This window comes from Corynebacterium kozikiae (genome assembly GCF_024580965.1).
Lineage (GTDB): Bacteria > Actinomycetota > Actinomycetes > Mycobacteriales > Mycobacteriaceae > Corynebacterium > Corynebacterium kozikiae.
On sequence record NZ_JANIKJ010000008.1, the window covers coordinates 26,905 to 45,342 of the forward strand.

At 59.8% G+C, this 18,438-nt stretch carries 17 protein-coding genes and 1 tRNA gene; 15 read left to right on the forward strand and 3 right to left on the reverse strand.

Annotation, left to right across the window (positions count from 1 at the left end):
• Positions 1 to 207 precede the first annotated feature (207 nt).
• The 8 genes from NQ018_RS06560 (at position 208) to NQ018_RS06595 (ending at position 6,995) form a co-directional block, all read left to right on the forward strand.
• Positions 208 to 372 (forward strand): hypothetical protein, encoded by a 165-nt coding sequence (locus NQ018_RS06560; RefSeq protein WP_257059764.1) that lies wholly within the window; start codon positions 208 to 210, stop codon positions 370 to 372.
• A gap of 303 nt (positions 373 to 675) precedes the next feature.
• A tRNA-Glu gene (locus tag NQ018_RS06565) sits at positions 676 to 748 on the forward strand.
• A gap of 284 nt (positions 749 to 1,032) precedes the next feature.
• Complete coding sequence (locus NQ018_RS06570) at positions 1,033 to 2,703, forward strand: ABC-F family ATP-binding cassette domain-containing protein (RefSeq protein ID WP_257059765.1); 1,671 nt, start codon at positions 1,033 to 1,035, stop codon at positions 2,701 to 2,703.
• A gap of 293 nt (positions 2,704 to 2,996) precedes the next feature.
• Positions 2,997 to 4,133, forward strand: a complete 1,137-nt coding sequence (locus NQ018_RS06575) for an LLM class flavin-dependent oxidoreductase (RefSeq protein ID WP_257059767.1) — start codon at positions 2,997 to 2,999, stop codon at positions 4,131 to 4,133.
• A gap of 2 nt (positions 4,134 to 4,135) precedes the next feature.
• The gene (locus tag NQ018_RS06580; RefSeq protein ID WP_257059771.1) at positions 4,136 to 4,768 is read left to right on the forward strand and encodes an NADPH-dependent F420 reductase; all 633 of its coding nucleotides are present in this window, start codon (positions 4,136 to 4,138) and stop codon (positions 4,766 to 4,768) included.
• Positions 4,769 to 4,840: 72 nt separating this feature from the next.
• Positions 4,841 to 5,479, forward strand: coding sequence for an HD domain-containing protein (locus NQ018_RS06585; RefSeq protein ID WP_257059773.1), 639 nt, complete (start codon positions 4,841 to 4,843; stop codon positions 5,477 to 5,479).
• Positions 5,469 to 6,353, forward strand: a complete 885-nt coding sequence (locus NQ018_RS06590) for a hypothetical protein (RefSeq protein WP_257059774.1) — start codon at positions 5,469 to 5,471, stop codon at positions 6,351 to 6,353. The genes NQ018_RS06585 and NQ018_RS06590 overlap by 11 nt, the downstream gene beginning before the upstream one ends.
• 15 nt (positions 6,354 to 6,368) lie before the next feature.
• Positions 6,369 to 6,995: a hypothetical protein gene (locus tag NQ018_RS06595; RefSeq protein WP_257059776.1), complete on the forward strand. Its 627-nt coding sequence runs from the start codon at positions 6,369 to 6,371 to the stop codon at positions 6,993 to 6,995.
• 15 nt (positions 6,996 to 7,010) lie between these two features.
• Here NQ018_RS06595 and NQ018_RS06600 read toward each other — a convergent pair whose 3' ends face one another.
• On the reverse strand, positions 7,011 to 7,736 hold the full coding sequence (locus tag NQ018_RS06600) for an IclR family transcriptional regulator (protein ID WP_257059778.1): 726 nt from the start codon (positions 7,734 to 7,736) through the stop codon (positions 7,011 to 7,013).
• A 140-nt stretch (positions 7,737 to 7,876) separates the two neighbouring features.
• On the opposite strand from NQ018_RS06600, the gene leuC reads away from it, so the two are divergent.
• Positions 7,877 to 9,325, forward strand: coding sequence for a 3-isopropylmalate dehydratase large subunit (gene leuC / locus NQ018_RS06605; RefSeq protein ID WP_257059780.1), 1,449 nt, complete (start codon positions 7,877 to 7,879; stop codon positions 9,323 to 9,325).
• A 188-nt stretch (positions 9,326 to 9,513) separates the two neighbouring features.
• Positions 9,514 to 10,104, forward strand: coding sequence for a 3-isopropylmalate dehydratase small subunit (leuD, locus tag NQ018_RS06610; protein ID WP_257059782.1), 591 nt, complete (start codon positions 9,514 to 9,516; stop codon positions 10,102 to 10,104).
• A gap of 77 nt (positions 10,105 to 10,181) precedes the next feature.
• Here the strand turns inward: leuD and NQ018_RS06615 are convergent, their stop codons facing one another.
• Positions 10,182 to 11,177: an NUDIX hydrolase gene (locus tag NQ018_RS06615; RefSeq protein ID WP_257059784.1), complete on the reverse strand. Its 996-nt coding sequence runs from the start codon at positions 11,175 to 11,177 to the stop codon at positions 10,182 to 10,184.
• Positions 11,178 to 11,426: 249 nt separating this feature from the next.
• Here NQ018_RS06615 and NQ018_RS06620 point away from each other — a divergent pair, with 249 nt between their 5' ends.
• Both NQ018_RS06620 and NQ018_RS06625 read left to right on the forward strand, forming a co-directional pair.
• Positions 11,427 to 12,422, forward strand: a complete 996-nt coding sequence (locus NQ018_RS06620; protein ID WP_257059786.1) for an NAD(P)H-dependent glycerol-3-phosphate dehydrogenase — start codon at positions 11,427 to 11,429, stop codon at positions 12,420 to 12,422.
• 104 nt (positions 12,423 to 12,526) lie between these two features.
• The gene (locus tag NQ018_RS06625) at positions 12,527 to 13,624 is read left to right on the forward strand and encodes a D-alanine--D-alanine ligase family protein (RefSeq protein ID WP_257059856.1); all 1,098 of its coding nucleotides are present in this window, start codon (positions 12,527 to 12,529) and stop codon (positions 13,622 to 13,624) included.
• A gap of 54 nt (positions 13,625 to 13,678) precedes the next feature.
• Here NQ018_RS06625 and NQ018_RS06630 read toward each other — a convergent pair whose 3' ends face one another.
• Positions 13,679 to 14,725: a DUF3515 domain-containing protein gene (locus tag NQ018_RS06630; RefSeq protein WP_257059789.1), complete on the reverse strand. Its 1,047-nt coding sequence runs from the start codon at positions 14,723 to 14,725 to the stop codon at positions 13,679 to 13,681.
• A gap of 188 nt (positions 14,726 to 14,913) precedes the next feature.
• Here NQ018_RS06630 and NQ018_RS06635 point away from each other — a divergent pair, with 188 nt between their 5' ends.
• Genes NQ018_RS06635 through NQ018_RS06645 form a run of 3 tightly spaced genes read left to right on the forward strand, consistent with a single transcriptional unit; the run spans position 14,914 to position 18,438 of the window.
• Positions 14,914 to 15,918, forward strand: coding sequence for a thiamine-phosphate kinase (locus NQ018_RS06635; protein WP_257038293.1), 1,005 nt, complete (start codon positions 14,914 to 14,916; stop codon positions 15,916 to 15,918).
• A 5-nt stretch (positions 15,919 to 15,923) separates the two neighbouring features.
• A complete protein-coding gene (locus NQ018_RS06640) occupies positions 15,924 to 16,655 on the forward strand; it encodes a uracil-DNA glycosylase (RefSeq protein WP_257059791.1) in 732 nt (243 codons plus the stop codon).
• Between the two features lie 10 nt (positions 16,656 to 16,665).
• Positions 16,666 to 18,438, forward strand: a complete 1,773-nt coding sequence (locus NQ018_RS06645) for a DAK2 domain-containing protein (RefSeq protein WP_257059793.1) — start codon at positions 16,666 to 16,668, stop codon at positions 18,436 to 18,438.

Genomic DNA, 18,438 nt, shown 5'->3' on the forward strand with positions numbered 1-18,438 from the left:
TGAATCTTGAAAGGTTGGCCCGCGGGCTGGTGCTTTGGAGGGCGGTGGTTCTAGTGGTCCTAGTGGTCCTAGTGGTTCGGCAAAAAGTAATACGGAAAATGTTGAACGAGTAACCGCGGTTTTTGAGCCACTGGCAATAGGCGGGTGGCCAGGAAGTGGTGTAGGAGCTGGAGTGGCAATGTTTCCGAGCATTTGCAAGGAGGTTCTATGGCAGTAAGTGAATCTGAAGAGCAGCACGCGTACCGCATTGCTTGCCGAGCGAGCCCCGGCAACGCCATGATCCAGACTTCCAAGCGCAAAGGATGCGCGAATCAGGAGCCATCCCTTGGAGGCAATGCGGGAACGCCCCAGCATCAAGTCCTTGCCTGGTAGCTGAACGCCTTGGCACCTACCTCCCCGCAGGAGGCCGCGGACGTGGCGCCGTGAAAGAAGATGCAGCCACTGAAACTTCCGCACACACGGCCCAAAGGCTTCGATGAGCGAAGCGGGCAAGGCATTTGAAACACTCACCCCAGTTCTTTGGGCGGCCTTTTATAGCTGCCACGGAGAGCTGGGCTGCTCATGTAAGCGGACTGTGAGCGGGTTGTGAAATTAGCTGCTTGAGCTGCTGATTTGTGAGTTTCCTTGCCTTGCATATACACTTCTGCAAGACCGCTTTCGAGCAGTTCGAACAAAGCCCCGTTCGTCTAGCGGCCTAGGACGCCGGCCTCTCACGCCGGTAACACGGGTTCAAATCCCGTACGGGGTACAAATGCGCGATTTCTTAAAACGCGTAGGAAACAGCGATGTAGCCAGTGAATCTTCATTGGCTGCCTCGTTTCGTTTCGGGCTATTTGCTAGGGTGGAGCTTAACTACCCAGAACTACCCAGAACTAAGCGGTTCTGAGGCCACTGCATTGCGAAACGCTTTTGGCGGGTGGTGGGCGATGCCATTGATGTTGAGTAAGGAGCGTGTGAATCCGTTGAAGATGTAATTTCCGCTCAGTTTCACTGAGGAGATACCGAAGTTACTTCTACCTGTTGGGATTCGCTATGCCTGAAATTATTGTTGAAAACGTATCCTTTTCCTTTGGCTCCCGCCAGATTCTTGACCGAGTAAATTTGCACGTTTCAGCCGGTGAGCGGGCTTTCCTCATTGGCCCGAATGGGGCGGGAAAATCCACGCTGCTGAGGCTGCTCACTGGTGAGCTCACGCCCGATTCGGGCCGAGTTGTCACTGTGTTTGACCCGCAGACCCTTCCAGATCCTGAATCCTTCCAAGGCAGTGTTGCACAATACCTCGACGCGGTACTCACGCCGTTCAGGGAGCTGCTTTCACGCTTTGAAGAAGTTACAGAAGCATTGGCTACGGATAGTGGCAAGCAGTCCCAGCTCCTGGAAACCGAATATGACCAAATCCTTGCCCGGTTGAATGCCCTCAACGTGTGGTCTCTGGATGCACTCGTGAGTGAAACGCTCGCGGGGCTCGGCCTTGCAGCGTTTGCAGGAACAGGGACAGAGACCGGAACTGGGACAGGAGCCGGAGGAGGGAGTGGGCGAGATCGGATGCTGTCTACTCTCTCACCTGGTCAGCGTTCGCGCCTCAAGCTGGCCGCTCTTTTGATAAGCCAACCTGAGGTGTTGGTGCTGGATGAGCCGACTAATCATTTGGACAGCGAGGCCGTGCAGTACCTTGCAAATGTGATCCAGGATTGGGGCGGCCCGGTTCTGGTGGCTAGCCACGACAGAGCCTTCATTGAAAGCACCGCCACCGTGATTTACGACATGGACATCACTGTGTGGCAAGAACTCGCCAAGCTTGACGGCGAAACCATTGCAGGGGTGTACCGGAACGCGGGCAACTACACGGACTATCTCGCTGCAAAAGCGACGGCCCGCACGAAGCATCAGCAAATCCATTCTGCGCAGCAGGCAGAGAAACGAGATCTCCAGGAGCACCGGCAGGAAAGCATGAAGATCGCGCGCGGCGGAGTTCGGGTGAAAACTGCGGATCGAAATGTAAAGAAGTTCTTTACCGATCGTGCAGCAGCCACATCGGTGAAAAGGACGCGCAAAGACGATGTTCGCCTGGAGCGCCTCTCCCAAAAGGAGGTCCGCAAACCGCGCCACTATAACCTCGAGTTTCCATCTTACGAACTGACACCTCGCAGCGGCTTAGCTGTCTCGGCGAGGGACGCGACGGTGGACGGCAGGCTCGCACCTGTCACCTTTGATTTGGCGCACGGTGAACACCTGTTGGTGACAGGGGAAAACGGTGCTGGTAAGTCAACCCTATTGAACTGGATCGTCGCAGGGAGCCCACCGGAGGGGTTTGTGAGCAGTGGTGTGATCAGCAGAGATGAATCCGTCGGAACTGTTTTGCAGAGGCTCCCCGACGAAGCCGCCTCTGATTTTGATGCAGCAACGATGCGAAGTGGCATTGGGGAGGCCGGGAAGGGGATTCTGCATCCCTCGTTGTGGAGTACTCCGATTAAGGATTTGTCCGCGGGGAATCAACGCCGTGCGCAGCTTGCTGCTGCTTTGGCAGCACGCCCTTCTGTGCTTGTGGTTGATGAGCCGACGAACTACCTGGACCTGGAGACGATGAACGCCCTCGAGGAGGCCTTCCGCAACTGGCAGGGAACGCTCATCATTGCCAGCCATGACCGTTGGTTGATTGACCACTGGCATGGGCGGCGCCTTCACCTCGAGCCTGTGCGGTAGCCGGCATTGAGATGTGATTAGGTGCGGGCCTCGTATGGAGGAAATCTCGCAACAACTAGCAACACCGAGCAGCACTGAGCAGCACTGAGCAAATGGCTCAGCCAAGCTCCCTGACTGATTGATCGCGTGGGAATGCTGTAAGCCGGAAGCCCCAAAGGGCGGCTTCCGGTTTTTCGCGTTTCCTGCCTCAGCCCCGAAGGCCGCAAACGCGAGCGGGAATGAGTTGCCGTCTGCTAGTGTTCCATTTAGTAGACATGACAACAAACCTTGGAAGTAAAGGAACGGAACCCGCCATGAGCACTGAAAACGCACGCACCAATAATTCCCCAAAGCCATTGCAGTTTGGTTTGGATACGTTTGGTGACATCCCAACTCGCAACGGAGAATTGGTCACATATGCAGAAGCCATCCGCCAAGTGGTGAAGGAGGCACAGCTCGCAGACAAGTTGGGCATTGAATACATTGCGCTTGGCGAGCACCACAGGGATGACTTCGCAATTTCGAGCCCAGAGACCGTTCTGGCTGCAATCGCAAGCGTGACGGAAAACATCAAGCTCGGCACCGGTGTGACGGTATTGAGCTCCGATGATCCAGTCCGCGTTTTTGAGCGATTTGCCACGGTGGATGCTTTGTCAAACGGTAGGGCGTCGGTAATGCTAGGCCGAGGGTCCTTCACGGAATCCTTCCCATTATTCGGCTACGACCTGCGCGATTATGATGCCCTCTTTGAGGAGAAGACGGAGCTGTTTGCGGAATTGCTTAAGGAAAAGCCTGTGACCTGGGAGGGGCAAACGCGAGCAGCGCTGCGCAACGCCGATGTATTCCCTAAGACGGAGGCGGGCAGCATGGAAACGTGGATCGGTGTGGGTGGCTCTCCGGAGTCGGTGGTTCGCACCGCGCGCTACGGCTTCAACTTGATGCTCGCCATCATTGGCGGCAGTGCGCGTCGTTTTGCTCCGTACGTCGACCTATACTTCCGTGCCGCTGAGCAGCTTGGCACCACACCCGGTTTGGTGGGTGTGCATTCGCCTGGCTTCATCGCGCGGACCGATGAAGAAGCCCGCGAGCGGCTGTTCCCAACGTTCAAGCGGAACCGTGACCGGATCGGGCGCGAGCGTGGCTGGGGAGAGTTCACGCGGCAGCAGTTTGAATTCGAGATTGAGCAGGGTGCGTTGTACGTCGGTTCGCCAGAGACTGTGGCGCGCAAGATTGCAGACACCGCGGAAGCCCTCCACCTGGACCGATTTGACCTCATTTATGGTCACGGGCAGCAGCCGGTAGAGGACCGCGAGCTTTCCATCCAGTTGTACGGAGAGGAAGTGATCCCACGCGTCCGCGAACTTCTCGCCGAGCGGGCCGAGCGGTCCGGACAGACCGGGCGCGCAGAATCCGCTGGATCCTCCGAAAAGACCGTCGCTGAACAGGGCTAATCATGAACACGATTGCGATTTTGGGCGCAGGGAAGCTTGGTGTTGTCCTCGCGCAGCTCGGGCTGGAGGCCGGCTATACCGTGAAGGTAGCAGGCTCCGGTGATCCAAGTAAGATCGAGCTGACCATGAGCGTGCTGGCACCGGGCAGCAAGGTCGGACGCGCGGAGGAAGTGATTCCCGATGCGGACGCGGTGATACTGGCCCTACCGTTGGGAAAGTTCCGCAATCTGCCTGCGGAAATGCTGAAGGACACGCTGGTGATTGACGCCATGAACTACTGGTGGGAGGTGGACGGACGCAGCCTGAACCCTGAGGAGCTCCTGCCGAGTTCCAGCGAGTTCGTCCAGCGCGAGCTGGGGCTCAAGCGCGTGGTCAAGGCCTTCAATCACATGGGCTACCATGACCTCGCCGACCACAGCCTGCCTCCGGGCGCCCCTGCGCGCCTCGCCATGGCAGTTGCTGGTGATTCGCCCAAGGACGTGCGCGCCGTAGCCGAGCTGGTGGATTCCTTCGGCTTTGACCCCGTCCCGCTTGGGAGCCTGCACCAGGGCAAGGTGCTCGAGCCGGGGCAGCCCGGTTTCGGGGCGGCGCTGCCAAAGGACCGGCTGCAGGAGTTGCTGGGGGTGGTTGGCTAGCATTAACGACGCCCCCAAGGGCCCCACTTCGGACAGGTGGTCCCTGGGGGTGCGCGTTGCATAATGATTGTTGTGACGCACAATGATCAGATGTTGCAGCATTCACCGGGTGATTTCCTCAAGCCCCGTGGCGCTGCCATGCCCAGCACGAAGGTGTTGCGCGCTATAAACGTGGCGGCCCTGTGCCATGAGGGGCAACTCCGAAAGGGCACGCGCTTGCCCTATATCTCTCACGTCTTCGGGGTGTATGCAATAACGTGTGCCCTCACCGAGCGTGAAGATGTGCGCATCGCGGCGCTGCTTCATGACGTAGTGGAGGATGCGCCTGAGCGCTACAGCTTTGTCCAGATGGAAGTTGAATTCGGGCCGAAAGTGGCGGGTATGGTTCGCGCTGTTACCAAAGACGCCTCCATCAGCAACTGGTGGGAGCGCAACCGGGCATACCTCGGCGTGCTGAATGCTGCGAAGACCGATCCAGGGGCAGTACTCGTGGCCCTCGCGGACAAGACACACAATCTGCAGTCAATCCTGCAGGACTACGCGCAGGTTGGTGAGGCCCTCTGGGAACGGTTCAAAACGGGGAAACAGGGCGTGGCATGGTGGTACCGGGCCAACCTTGAACTCTTTGAACGCCGGATACCCAAGGCCTTGGAAGCAAGCCAATACCCTGTGCTTTGCGCACAATTGGAGGTGATTACCGGTGAGGGCTAGTGTTCAATCCGCAAGCCCAAAGGCCGGCGCGGCCTCTTGGTTCAAGGTCATCGCGGCAATGATGGCGTCTGTCCTTTTGGTGGCGTTGAGTGCGTGCGCTGCACAGCCGCAAAGTGGGGAGGCTGCAACCGAGCAGGCTCCGTTGGGTACGGCATACGAGTTAGGTGTGGTCTCCGCACAAGGGCAGCAATGGCCTGTTCGCGGGCAATTTTATGTTCCTGAAGGCCGAAGCCTTGAGGATGCGCCGCTTGTGATCGTGAATCACCTGCGCTACCCAAACTGCACCGATGACACCTTTGCTCATTCCTGTCCAGGTGGGGAATACCGCTACGACGAAGGCATGCGCTACCTCGGCGAAGCCTTGGCGCATGAAGGGTACGCGGTGCTCATCCCGGATCTCGGGGCGGTGTGGGAAGGTGGACTCCTGCAAAGCCCCTACGATCAACCCGCAGTGTGGCAAGCGGTGGTGGCCGCAGCTTTAGAGAAAAACGCGCCGGGGTACGCTCCGCAGGAGGTGGGCATGGTCGTCCACTCACGCGCCGCGGGACTGGTGAACCTTGGCGCGCAGCAATTCGGGGTGGATAGCGTGTTCGCCTATGGGCCGTTCTATGACACCTTTGACCAGCAGGAATTCAGCCCACCGGCGCCTGACGTCCCCTATTTGGCCATTGACAGTTTTGATGACCAAGACGTAGGGCCTGCGGCAGCGATCTGGATGACACAGCACATCACCAAGGATCGAACCGAGCCAGCCTACGTAGCCACGCTGAACGGATATGGGCACACACTGATCAACCAAACGCTCGCGAGCGCCGGAAAAGACGACCGCGTTGCGTGTGACCTCCAGCCTTGTGCCTCGGTGGAGGAGCACTAAGCCCTGGTACGAGACGTGGCGCTTGATTGGTTCGGACAAACCTTGGGCAACAACAGCGCGCCAAGTGATCCCCGCTTCTCGGCCCAAATGCCTGCTGTGCCTGCGGCCTTGGCTGCCATGAATCCGCCGATGCTCGTCGCACAAGTTGCTCAATCCGCGCAGGAGACCGTAGTGCGAATTGCGCCGAAAGATATCGGGTCGGTGTGCAGCCGTGGCCTTGGTGATTCTGCACAAACCACGCCCATGTGCCCGGAACCGGACGCAGGGGTGATGATGGCGATTAGCGAGGTCTCCCATATCACCACTGCCTCTGTGGACGTTTTGCAATACAAGCAAACGGCCCGCAAGATTGCGGTGCATGCCGCGCCTTTTGGGAGCAGCCCCGATGGCAGTTCCACAGTATTAAAGCTCACCCTGCGCTTTGCTGATGGTCAGTCGCTGGAACTTGCAGCAGATGGCTCCCACCCCGCGCTGAAGAATCGGGAAACGGACGTGAGCTCGGGGCAGTATATTCCTGCCACCATTGAGTTTGCGCTCCCGGAGGAACTGCAGGAAATCCCAGTGGCGGAAATTGAGCTGAGTGCAAGTTCACCAATAGAAGTGCGCGGCATCGATGTAGTAGGGGAGAAACCTGCGGAGTAGCTGAGCGCGCGTTGGCTACACCGCAGCGGAAATCTGGGCAGCCGCGCGCACGATGTCCTGCTCCCAACGGGCGCTCGGAGTGGGGCGGAGGCGTTCCACTGGCCCAGAGATGGAAAGCACAGCGGTGAAAAGGCCTTCGTGGTCAAACACCGGGGCAGAGATGCTGGCCAGGCCCACTTCGCGCTCGGAAATAGACTCAGCCCACCCCTTGGTGCGAACCGCCAACAGCTCTTCTTCGGTGAAACTATGGCTGTGGGCCAGCACTTGACGTCGTAACGCTGGAGAAGAGTGAGCCAAGAACACCTTGGCTGCGCTCCCTGCAGAAAGGGGGAGCCTCGTGCCCACGGGGACCGTGTTTTGCAGCCCAATTGCCGGTTCTTGGGCTGCGATGCACACGCGCTGCTCCCCAGCGAGCTGGTAGAGCTGCACCGATTCGCCTGTGCGGGTGACGAGCTGGGTCATGATGGGATTGGCGGCGTCGATGAGCTGGTTGGCAGTGCCGGAACTCAGGGAATGCGTGACCGCGCCGATGGTCCATTTGCCCTCCGGGGTGCGGGCGAGGAGATGGTGGATTTCCAGTGCACTCGCCAAACGGTGGGCGGTGGCGCGGGGGAGTTCCGTGGCTGCGCAGAGCTCGGTGAGGCTCACAGGATGCTCGGCAACGGTGAGCAGGATTGCTACGGCGCGGTCAAGGACCTTAATGCCGCTCGTTGGCGAGGAATCTGTGTTAATCTTTCCCATGACATGATATTAGCATTCCATGTAGTGAGACAGCTACGAGGTGCCAACAGGCGTTTCCTAGCAGTTTCACTGCGTGGAGGGTGTGCCCATCCCACCAATAATACGGGATGGGTGGAAGCAGGAAAGAGGTGATTCGGACCATGACCAGCCCAGTGGATTCGAAGAAAGAAAAGCTCACTCTGGCCGAAAAAGTGTGGCGTGACCACGTAGTTTCCCAGGGTGAAAACGGTGAGCCGGATCTCATCTTCATTGACCTCCAATTGCTCCACGAGGTCACGAGCCCCCAGGCGTTTGACGGACTGCGCATGGCTGGCCGCAAGCTGCGCCACCCTGAGCTACACCTTGCTACCGAGGATCACAACGTGCCCACCGAGGGTATCGTTGCCGGTAGCTTGCTGGAAATCAAGGACCAGACCTCCCGCACCCAGGTGGAAACCCTGCGCAAGAACTGCGAGGAATTTGGCGTGCGCCTACACCCGATGGGTGACATCAACCAGGGCATTGTCCACCAAGTTGGGCCGCAGCTCGGCGTGACCCAGCCAGGCATGACCATCGTGTGCGGCGACTCCCATACTTCTACCCACGGTGCCTTCGGCGCGATGGCTTTCGGCATCGGCACTTCTGAGGTGGAGCATGTGATGGCAACTCAGACGCTCTCGCTGAAGCCTTTCAAAACCATGGCGATCAACGTCAGCGGTGAGCTGCAGCCAGGTGTGTCTGCGAAAGACCTCATTCTTGCAATCATCGCCAAGATTGGTACCGGCGGTGGCCAGGGCCACGTGATCGAGTACCGCGGCGAAGCCATTGAAAAGCTTTCCATGGAAGCGCGCATGACCATCTGCAACATGTCCATCGAGGCAGGTGCTCGCGCGGGCATGATCGCCCCAGATGAGACCACTTTTGCCTATGTGAAGGGCCGCGAGATGGCGCCAACCGGCAAGGACTGGGACGAGGCCGTAGCCTACTGGAAGACCCTGCCCACCGACGAAGGTGCAGAATTTGACACCGTAGTGGAGATCGACGGCTCCGCGCTCACCCCATTTGTCACCTGGGGTACCAACCCAGGCCAGGGCCTGCCACTGGGTGCAAGCGTGCCAAACCCTGAGGATTTTGGTGATGATAATGAGCGCGCCGCAGCCGAGAAGGCACTGAAGTACATGGACCTCACCCCAGGTACCCCACTGCGCGACATCAAGATCGACACCGTGTTCCTGGGCTCCTGCACGAACGCCCGCATTGAAGACCTGCGCGCCGCAGCCGAGGTGGTCAAGGGGCGCAAGGTGGCGGACTCCGTGCGCATGATGGTGGTGCCCTCCTCCGCAATGGTGAAAGCTCAAGCAGAGGAAGAAGGCCTGGACCAGGTGTTCATCGAGGCCGGCGCTGAATGGCGTACCGCTGGTTGCTCCATGTGCCTCGGCATGAACCCAGACCAGCTCAAGCCTGGCGAACGTTCCGCATCCACCTCGAACCGCAACTTTGAAGGCCGCCAAGGCCCTGGTGGACGGACTCACTTGGTGTCCCCAGAGGTTGCTGCAGCCACCGCAATCCTTGGAACCCTCGCCTCCCCAGCGGATCTGCCAACTGCCTAACTAGCCGAACGCCTGCCGCCGAAGCCGAGACCGAGACCGAGGCCGAGACCGAGACCGAAGCCGAGACCGGAATCGGCACCAGAATTGGAATCGGAACCGGAATCGTGACGTGAGGTTTGGGGAGGTTGAACCCCTCACCAACGGCAAATGGCATATGGCAACGCAGGCAACAAAAAGGAGCTTTGAAAATGGAAAAGTTTGTCACCCACACAGGCGTTGGCGTGCCCCTGACGCGCTCCAACGTGGACACTGACCAGATCATCCCCGCGGTGTACCTCAAGCGCGTGACCCGCAGCGGATTTGAGGACGGACTGTTTAGTAACTGGCGCAATAATGAGCCGGACTTTGTGCTGAACCAAGATGCCTACAAGGAGGGCTCCGTGCTGGTTGCCGGCCCAGACTTTGGCACCGGTTCCTCCCGCGAGCACGCCGTGTGGGCACTCATGGACTACGGCTTCCGTGTGGTGTTCTCCTCACGATTCGCAGACATTTTCCGCGGAAACTCAGGAAAAGCAGGACTGCTGGCAGCGCAGATGGAGCAGCAGGACATCGAGTTGCTGTGGAAGCAGCTCGAACAAAACCCTGGTGCGGAAATCACCGTGGACCTCGATGCACGCACCGCAACTTGCGAGGGCAACGTCTACTCCTTTGACGTAGATGACTACACTCGCTGGCGCCTCATGGAAGGCCTCGATGACATCGGGCTCACCCTGCGCAAAGAAGAGGAGATTCAGGAGTTCGAGGCAAAGCGTCCAAGCTTCAAGCCAAAGACCCAGTAAACATCCCCGAACAGCGCAGGCATAGCCCAACGGGAACAAAAGGCGCAGCATCCCATACGCTGCGCCTTTTAGTATGCCTACTTCACCGGAAGTGGCCCTTCAATATAATCCGCTCCTGTGAGCTCTCCTTCATGAAAGCTCAACACCCATATTGAGCCCTTCTTGGCTTTCACCTCGTCAAGCGGCAAGCGCCCGCGGGAGGCTAGCCACGCGATGGCGTCGGGAATGATGAATCCCTGTGCAAAAACGACCGACGTGCCGCCCTGGTAAATCAACTCCTCGATCTTTCGTTTGGATTGGTTCATGTTGCTGATCCAGCCGTCGTCGCCGAAGGAGTTATCCACCAGCACGTCAAGGCCCAGGGCTTGAGCTGTAGGGGCGGCGGTGTGTTGGCAGCGCTCGGGTTCCGCAGAGATCAGCCTGTCCGGGGCGTAAGCCTGCAAGAGGGGTGCGAGGTAGTCCGCTTGCCTGCGGCCCTTTTTGTCCAACGGGCGAAGGTAGTCATTGCCACTCCAATTCTCCCGGTGGTGTGCCCGGCCGTGGCGCACGAACAGGATGCGGCAATCAGAGGGAACCGCAAGGCGTTTCTGTGCCTTGTCCAGAATCTGCCGATCCACCTCGTAGCTCAGGTGTTGGCGGGCGGAGGTGAAGTCGAGCCACACAAGTTCACCAACCTCGTTGTTCGGGTGGAAGTCGCCGGATTGCGCCTTGGCCGTCCAGTAGTAGACCACCTTCGTGCGGTCACCAACTGGGTAGGTCACCTTGCCCAGCAGTTTGCCCATTACTACTGAGTAGCCGGTTTCCTCCAGGATTTCCCGTGCTGCCGTAACCACCAAAGACTCTCCGGGGTCCACCTTGCCCTTGGGTAGCGACCAATCGTCATAATGCGGGCGGTGAATTATTGCCACCTCCACACCTTCTGGAGTGCTGGGATTTTCTCTCCACAACACTGCCCCCGCAGCCAGCGTTGAGCGGCGGAACTCTTTGGCGGCGTTATTCCGAATCACCTGGTAGCGGCCTGTAATGTGCAGCGCAGAGCGTTGATCTTTGTCTTGTTCGTGCATGCTGGCCATGGTGCTCCCTGTTATCGATAATGCAAGCCGAGGGTGGTTCTCCGGCGGAACTCACTGGATGAAACATTACTCCCACGGCAGCTTTGCCACAGCTCGGCAAATTGACTGTGCCCGCAGACTTTGGACGTACACTAGAGATTTGGCAGTGCCTCTGATCGGTCCGGCGCGGATCAACTGATTCCGGCATCCCGGTGGGAGGCGCAAGAGAGAAGCAGGCTCAAGCGAGTAGCAGGAAAGAAGGCGGTGCGCATGAAGGTTGCGGTAATGGGTGCAGGTTCGTGGGGAACCACGCTGGCCAAGGTATTCGCGGATGCCGGTTGCCGCACCACGCTGTGGGCCCGACGCGCAGAAGTGGCCCAGGAAATCAATGAGCAACGCACCAACTCCCGCTACCTTGAACAAGTGCAGCTCCCCGAAGCGCTGGAGGCCACCGCTGACGCCGCTGAGGCGCTGGACGGCGCTGAAATTGTGGTGTTGGGCGTGCCAAGCCAAACCCTTCGGTCAAATCTGAACGAATGGGCCCCGATGATCTCCAACAATGCCACGTTGGTGTCTTTGGCAAAGGGTGTGGAAAAGGGCACTTTTAAGCGCATGAGTCAGGTGATCGCGGAGGTTTCCGGCGCCGCCCCTGAGCGGATTGCGGTGCTGTCGGGTCCAAACCTTGCCCGCGAAATCGCGTTGGAACAGCCTGCGGCAACCGTGATTGCCTGCGAGGACCACAATCGCGCGCAGTTGGTTCAGGCGGCCTTGTCTGCTCCCTATTTCCGCCCGTACACCAATACGGACGTCGTCGGTGCGGAAATCGGCGGTGCCTGCAAGAATGTAATCGCCTTGGCCTGCGGCATGTCTGTGGGCCGCGGGATGGGGGAGAACACCGTGGCCATGCTCATCACCCGTGGCCTCGCAGAAATCACGAGGCTCGGTGAAGCCATGGGCGCCGACCCACGCACCTTCGCAGGCTTGGCAGGCCTCGGCGACCTCGTTGCCACCTGCACCTCGCCGCTTTCACGCAATCGCAGTTTCGGCGAGCGGCTGGGCAAGGGTGGCACGCTTGACGACGCCCGCGAGGCCACACACGGCCAGGTTGCAGAGGGAGTGACGAGCTCACAGTCCATCCACGAGCTGGCCAAACTGCAAGGTGTGGAAATGCCCATCACCACCGCCGTGTACGCGGTGTGCCACAAGGGAGTAGACGTAGGTGATACCGTGGCAGCCCTCATGGGGAGGTCCAAAAAACCTGAATGATCGCCGTTGTGAGCGTGTGCGCGCCGCGGTTGCAAGGCATGGAAAGGGTAGAGTGAGTGCTCGTGAGTGACATCAATCAAGCATCCACCAACTCGGCAACTGATCTGGCAGTTGATTCAGCACTTGGACACGAGGCACCTGGGAAGATCAAGGTGGCCATCGTGTACGGCGGGCGCAGCTCTGAACACGAGGTTTCTTGCGTCTCCGCAGGGGCTATCCTGAGCCACTTGGACCCGGAGCGTTTTGAGTGCGTGCCAGTGGGTATCACTAAGGACGGCGTTTGGACGGTAGGGGAATTTGACCCTGAAAAACTTCGCACCGTAGATCGCGTGATGCCCCAGGTGGAGATGGTCCGCGAAGTCACGCTATCCCTCAACCCAAATAGGGCCGGTGAGTTCCGCTTTACCGACGGCGAACTCTACGCCAAGGTGGACGTGATCTTCCCGGTGCTCCACGGGCCCTACGGTGAAGACGGCACCGTACAAGGCCTTTTTGAACTCTCCGGCGTGCCATATGTTGGCACCGGCGTATTGAGCTCCGCATGTGGCATGGACAAAGAGTTCACCAAGAAGCTCCTCGCCGCTGAGGGGCTTCCTGTGGGCAAAGAAGTGATTCTACGTGGCAACCAAGAACTCACCCAGGCGGACAAAGACCTGCTTGGACTGCCCGTGTACGTCAAGCCAGCCCGCGGTGGATCCTCGATTGGTATCTCTCGAGTGACCTCTTGGGAGGAACTGCCTGCGGCAATGGCGTATGCACGTGAGTATGACCACAAGGTGATTGTGGAATCGGAAATCGTCGGTGAGGAAGTTGAGTGTGGTGTGCTGGAGAAAGCCGACGGCACCATCGTGTCCTCTGTGCTCGCCCAGCTTGCCGATACCCACGGCGGAGCTGAGGGTTTCTACGGCTTTGACACGAAGTACCTGGACAGCGTGGTCACCGCGCATATCCCGGCACCGCTCGATGCGGAAACCACCAAGCAGGTGCAACTGCTCGCTGCAGATGCTTTCCGTGCACTGAACTGCCATGGCCTGGCGCGCGTGGATTTCTTTGTCACCGCCAACGGCCCAGTGCTCAATGAGGTGAACACCATGCCAGGGTTTACTCCCATCTCCATGTACCCCAAGGTGATGGAGGCCTCCGGCATTGCGTATGCGGACCTGCTAGCCATTCTGATCGAGCGCGAGCTTCCTGCGCGCTAAATTGCGCATCCAGCCTGAACGGAATTGCTTGAGGGTGTTGCTTGTGGTGCGGGCTTAGAGCTCGCCTTCTTGCGGTGAGGAGTGCTCAACCAACGCCTCGCCAGCCGGAACAAGCACGGAATCCACTGCAGCCTGTGGGGTGCTGACGGCCAGGATGATGTCACGCCCAAGGCCATACCAAACCGAGGCGGTGGTGCCGTTTCCTAGGGTGGTGTCTTCGAACCAGGCGATCTCATTGATCTGTTGTAACTGCGCGCCGGCCTCGTAGGACTGGGGGAAGTCAACCGCGCAACGAATCACCACGGCCTCATGGCCGGGTGCTACCCACGCCCGGGAGTAGCCTTCCAAAGCCTGGGCTTTGGGGCCATTTTCAGTCGTGTCGATCGCGTCAATCGCGGTGTAGGTGGGGCCGGTGCCAAAGGTTTCAGGCAGAGAGGCCAAAAGGTCCTCGCAGCGTTGCGCTAAATCAGCACCTTCTGAGCCACCGGATGTTCCACCGGCCTCGATTGCGGTTGTGAGCTGCGCGAGCGGGGTCGGATTGAACGCCGCTTGACGGACTTCCAGCGAGTCCATGGCTGCGCTGAGTTCGCCTGTGGGCGCGGTGTGTGGGGCGCTGGCGTCGTCGGCAGTGATTGCCACAACCGGCCAACGGTTCACTGAGTACCAAGTGCGCATGGTGGATTGCGGGGTGGTGTCCGCGACCTCGAGCCAGTGTGTGCCGGACTGTTCGGAGATCAGCGACAGCGCGTTGTACTGCAAAGGCAAATCCACGCCACAGCGCAAGGTGATGCGGGTTTGGGAATCCTGCTGCCACGCGGCGGCGCCGTTGGGTGCGGGCTCAACCAGCTCGGCGCGGTCGAGGCCTAGGAGTTCCTCGGGGAGGGTGGCTACGAAGTCTGCGCACTCTGCGGAGTTGGCATCGGGGGTGTCCAGTACGCTCATTGCCACGGGTTGCTTAGCCGCTTTCTCATACACCAATTTGGCGCCCACCAGCACAGCCACAACCAGGGCTAATGCGAGGAAGAGAGCGAGGAGCATCGGCCAGTTGCCGCGCCAAAATTGCTGTTTGGAGGTGGGAGTGGACTGGCTGGGCGAACTCATAGGGAACAATTCTACAATGCCGCCCTAGGAGGCCCAGCTCCCAGCCCCAAGGCCCGAGAGCCCCGGGCCCTAGAGCTGAGACCCGAGACTACTCACTTTCATCCCTTGAAGCCCCCGCGAACCGCGCGCCGCCTCCATCCGCCGTCCTTCTGCGGGCTATTGTTGGTGCGAAGGATGAGGAGCCGAAATTGAAACGGATTAACCCCACACTCGCGGAGGTAGGCGAGCGCAAAGCGATTAACACCATCATTGCGCACGCTCCGAGCAGCCGAAACGGCGACGATGCCGCCGTGCTCAGCCACGCAGCGCCAAATTCGCGCACCGTAGTGACTACGGACATGCTGGTGGAAAACCGCCACTTCACGCTGGACTGGTCCACCCCCGCGGAAATTGGGCGCAAAGCCATCACCCAGAACTTTGCAGACATTGAGGCAATGGGCGCCAGGCCTGTGGCTGCGCTCCTGGCCATCTCCGCGCCGAGCTACACTCGGCTTGAATTCATCTCCGAGCTGGCGCGAGGTATCTCGCAGCGGGTGAAGGACTACCACGCGGAACTCGTGGGCGGGGACATCACTGACGGTGAACAAATCGTCCTTTCTGTCACCGCAATCGGCCAGCTTGGGGGTTCCATTCCGGCACTGACGCTGGACGCGGCTAAGCCGGGGCACATCATCATCGCTTCAGGCGAGATCGGTGCATCTGCGGCGGGGCTTGCGCTACTCCGCAGGTTTGGCAGGGAAGAGATGCCCACGGAGTTCTTGCCGTTGCTTCGCTCGCACTGCCAGGCACACGTTCCACCAGGGCGCGGATTCGTGGCTCGTTCTGCCGGTGTGTCAGCCATGACCGACAACTCAGATGGCCTCGTTGCAGACCTTGGTACCATGGCCCGCCGCTCCGGGGTGATCATGGACCTGCAGGCAACTGCGCTGGAACCCAGCCCTCTCATGCGCCTCGCCGGCAAGGTACTTGACCAAGATCCGTGGCAGTGGGTACTTTCCGGCGGCGAGGACCACACGCTACTGGGAACCACCGCGCATGCCGCACCCACGGGGTTCCGCCAGATCGGGGTGGTGCGCAAAGCGCAGCATCATCAGCATCACCAACAGCATGTGCTTCTTGACGGCACCTGCGTTGATCAATTCGAGGGTTGGAATTCATTTCCCGGGGTTCGTACGGAAGCGAAAGCAGAGTGAGCTCCATGACCACGGAAAATGCCCCTGATCTGCCGCAGACCGAACTGCCTCAGTGGGCGCGTCCCAACGGAGCTGCTGGTTCCGATGAGACCGCTGGGATCGTTCACCCAAGCTGGCTGCCGCTTCTCCAAAGCCAAGCGGCTACGCTCTGGGAGATTGATGCCATCCTGCGCAAGCAACCAGACTTTCTACCCCAGCGGCAGAATTTGCTCGCGGCTTTGAGCATCCCGTTTCCCGCCGTCAAGGTAGTGATCCTTGGCCAGGATCCATATCCCACGCCGGGGCACGCAATCGGGTTGAGTTTTGCCGTTGCACCAGAAGTGGCCCCCTTGCCGCGCAGCTTGAACAACATTTTCCAAGAACTCGTAAACGATCAAGGGGTGCCCAAGCCGGCAAATGGTGATCTTCGCCCGTGGCTTGCACAGGGCGTCATGCTGCTCAACAGGGTCCTCTCGGTGGCGCCTGGTGCTGCTGGCTCACACAGGGGAATTGGCTGGGAGGCTTTCACTGCGGCGATCATTACCGCTCTCGCCGAACGTCAAGCCCCCTTGGTGGGAGTGCTGTGGGGCAACGACGCCAAAGCAACAGCCCCGCTATTCGGCGCGCATCCGACAGTGCAAAGTGCGCACCCTTCGCCGCTGTCCGCCCGCCGCGGATTCTTCGGTTCTGCGCCGTTTAGCCAGGTAAACAAGCATCTTGTGGCCGCGGGCGCACAACCTGTGGACTGGCGCTTGTAGGATATTTTGCATGACAACTCCGCCTTCGCATGCACTCGACGGCCACGGGCTTTATCAGTGGGCCCACGCCGCCGCCGATGCATTGGAGGTGCATCGCGGGCAGATCAACGCACTCAACGTGTTCCCGGTTCCGGATTCAGACACCGGCTCAAACATGGCTTTCACCATGCGCGCGGCGGTGGACCACGCAGCGTACTTTGCTCAAGCAGAGGAGGATTCCGCTGGGCGCGCTCAGTGGGATGTGTTGGAAATAGCCGCAGCTTTGGCAAAGGGAGCGGTCAAGGGCGCGCGCGGAAACTCCGGAGTAGTGCTCAGCCAGGTGCTTCGCGGCGTGGCGCAGGCGTGCGAACGCGGACCCCTGGACGCACCCGGGTTCCAGGAGGCACTGCGCCAGGGATTGCGTTTCGTGGAGGGGGCAATCGCCGCACCCGTGGAGGGCACGATCATCACTGTGCTGCGTGAGGTAGCGCAGGCGGGGGAGCGTACCGACGCCCACCCGTTTGCCGACCTGCCAACACTCCTTCACTCAGTCACATTGGTTGGGCTCGACGCCCTCAAGGAAACCCCCAGCCAACTGCCCGAACTCCGAGAGGCCGGAGTGGTGGATGCCGGCGGAGCAGGATTGGTACTGGTGTTGGATGTGCTGAGCCAGCAACTGGGGAACCCGGCTATCGACCTTTCGGAGGTGTTTGGCCAGGCCACGTCCGCTCCATCACCCGTGGCGTCATTGCGACACAGCTCTCAGCCCACATCCGCCTGTAGCCACGGTGAAGTTGCCCCCAATTCAGGTTCCGGAACCCATCCCGATTCCGGTTACCTTGAGGTCATGTTTTACGCCGCTGAGGTGGACCGCACCCAGCTTGCTGAAGCATTGGAACCTTTGGGCGATTCCCTCGTTATTGCCCCAGCCAGTGATTCCGAGTGCACCGTCCACATCCACACCGAGCGCGCTGCGGAGGTAATCACCGCTGCATACGCCCTGGCAAAGGTGAGTGACCTGCGCATCGAATTGCTTCCTACCGCGGCCCAAAGGCATGGGGAAGCTGGGGCACCTGGGCGCGTCGTTGTTGTGCTCAGCCCTGCTGGGGAACTCGCGGATCTTTTTGCCCAGGCTGGGGCCCTTGTTGTGGAGGCAGAGGCGGGGAAAGGCCGGGACCGGGACCGCCAGGACGTGGTGCGCCAGGAACTGGTGGCGGAGATCGCGGCGACCATCCAGCACAGTCAGGCCAAGGAGGTGCTTTTGCTGCCAAATGGCCTGCTCACCAAGCTGGAGCTGGCGGCGGTGGTTCGTGCGAGCAGGGGATTCCAGCAGAACATCAACATTGTGCTTTCGGGAGCTGTGGTGCGAGGCCTTGCGGCGCTTGCAGTGCACGATCCGACGCTGCCGCTGGCGGTGGACTCCTACGACATGTCGGAGGCTGTGGCTGGAATGCGGATTTGTGAGTTCAGCAGGGCGGAAAAAGCGCGGCTCACCCCAGCCGGTGCGTGCGCGAAGCATGACGTCCTGGCCACCTCCGGGACCAACGTCCTGGGCGTGTACGATGACCTCCCAACCGCCATCCGTGAGACCGCCAAGAACATGTTCGCCCAAGGTGGAGAGCGCCTGACTGTGCTACTTCACGCTAACGCGGCGCAGCAAGAGCAGGATGCGGGCGCTCGTGCAATGCTGACCGGGGACGCGTTGCAGCGTGCGCTTGAACAAGACCTTGCAAAGTTTGGTGCGGAGGTCGCTGTGTACCCTGCGCACAACATGGCAAACCTGGCAGAGATTGGCGTGGAGTAG

Coding starts and splice junctions, on each gene's coding strand:
- NQ018_RS06560 (WP_257059764.1), top strand. CDS start 208: ATGGCAGTAAGTGAATCTGAAGAGCAGCACGCGTACCGCATTGCTTGC.
- NQ018_RS06570 (WP_257059765.1), top strand. CDS start 1,033: ATGCCTGAAATTATTGTTGAAAACGTATCCTTTTCCTTTGGCTCCCGC.
- NQ018_RS06575 (WP_257059767.1), top strand. CDS start 2,997: ATGAGCACTGAAAACGCACGCACCAATAATTCCCCAAAGCCATTGCAG.
- NQ018_RS06580 (WP_257059771.1), top strand. CDS start 4,136: ATGAACACGATTGCGATTTTGGGCGCAGGGAAGCTTGGTGTTGTCCTC.
- NQ018_RS06600 (WP_257059778.1), bottom strand. CDS start 7,736: ATGGGAAAGATTAACACAGATTCCTCGCCAACGAGCGGCATTAAGGTC.
- leuC (WP_257059780.1), top strand. CDS start 7,877: ATGACCAGCCCAGTGGATTCGAAGAAAGAAAAGCTCACTCTGGCCGAA.
- leuD (WP_257059782.1), top strand. CDS start 9,514: ATGGAAAAGTTTGTCACCCACACAGGCGTTGGCGTGCCCCTGACGCGC.
- NQ018_RS06615 (WP_257059784.1), bottom strand. CDS start 11,177: ATGGCCAGCATGCACGAACAAGACAAAGATCAACGCTCTGCGCTGCAC.
- NQ018_RS06620 (WP_257059786.1), top strand. CDS start 11,427: ATGAAGGTTGCGGTAATGGGTGCAGGTTCGTGGGGAACCACGCTGGCC.
- NQ018_RS06630 (WP_257059789.1), bottom strand. CDS start 14,725: ATGAGTTCGCCCAGCCAGTCCACTCCCACCTCCAAACAGCAATTTTGG.
- NQ018_RS06640 (WP_257059791.1), top strand. CDS start 15,924: ATGACCACGGAAAATGCCCCTGATCTGCCGCAGACCGAACTGCCTCAG.
- NQ018_RS06645 (WP_257059793.1), top strand. CDS start 16,666: ATGACAACTCCGCCTTCGCATGCACTCGACGGCCACGGGCTTTATCAG.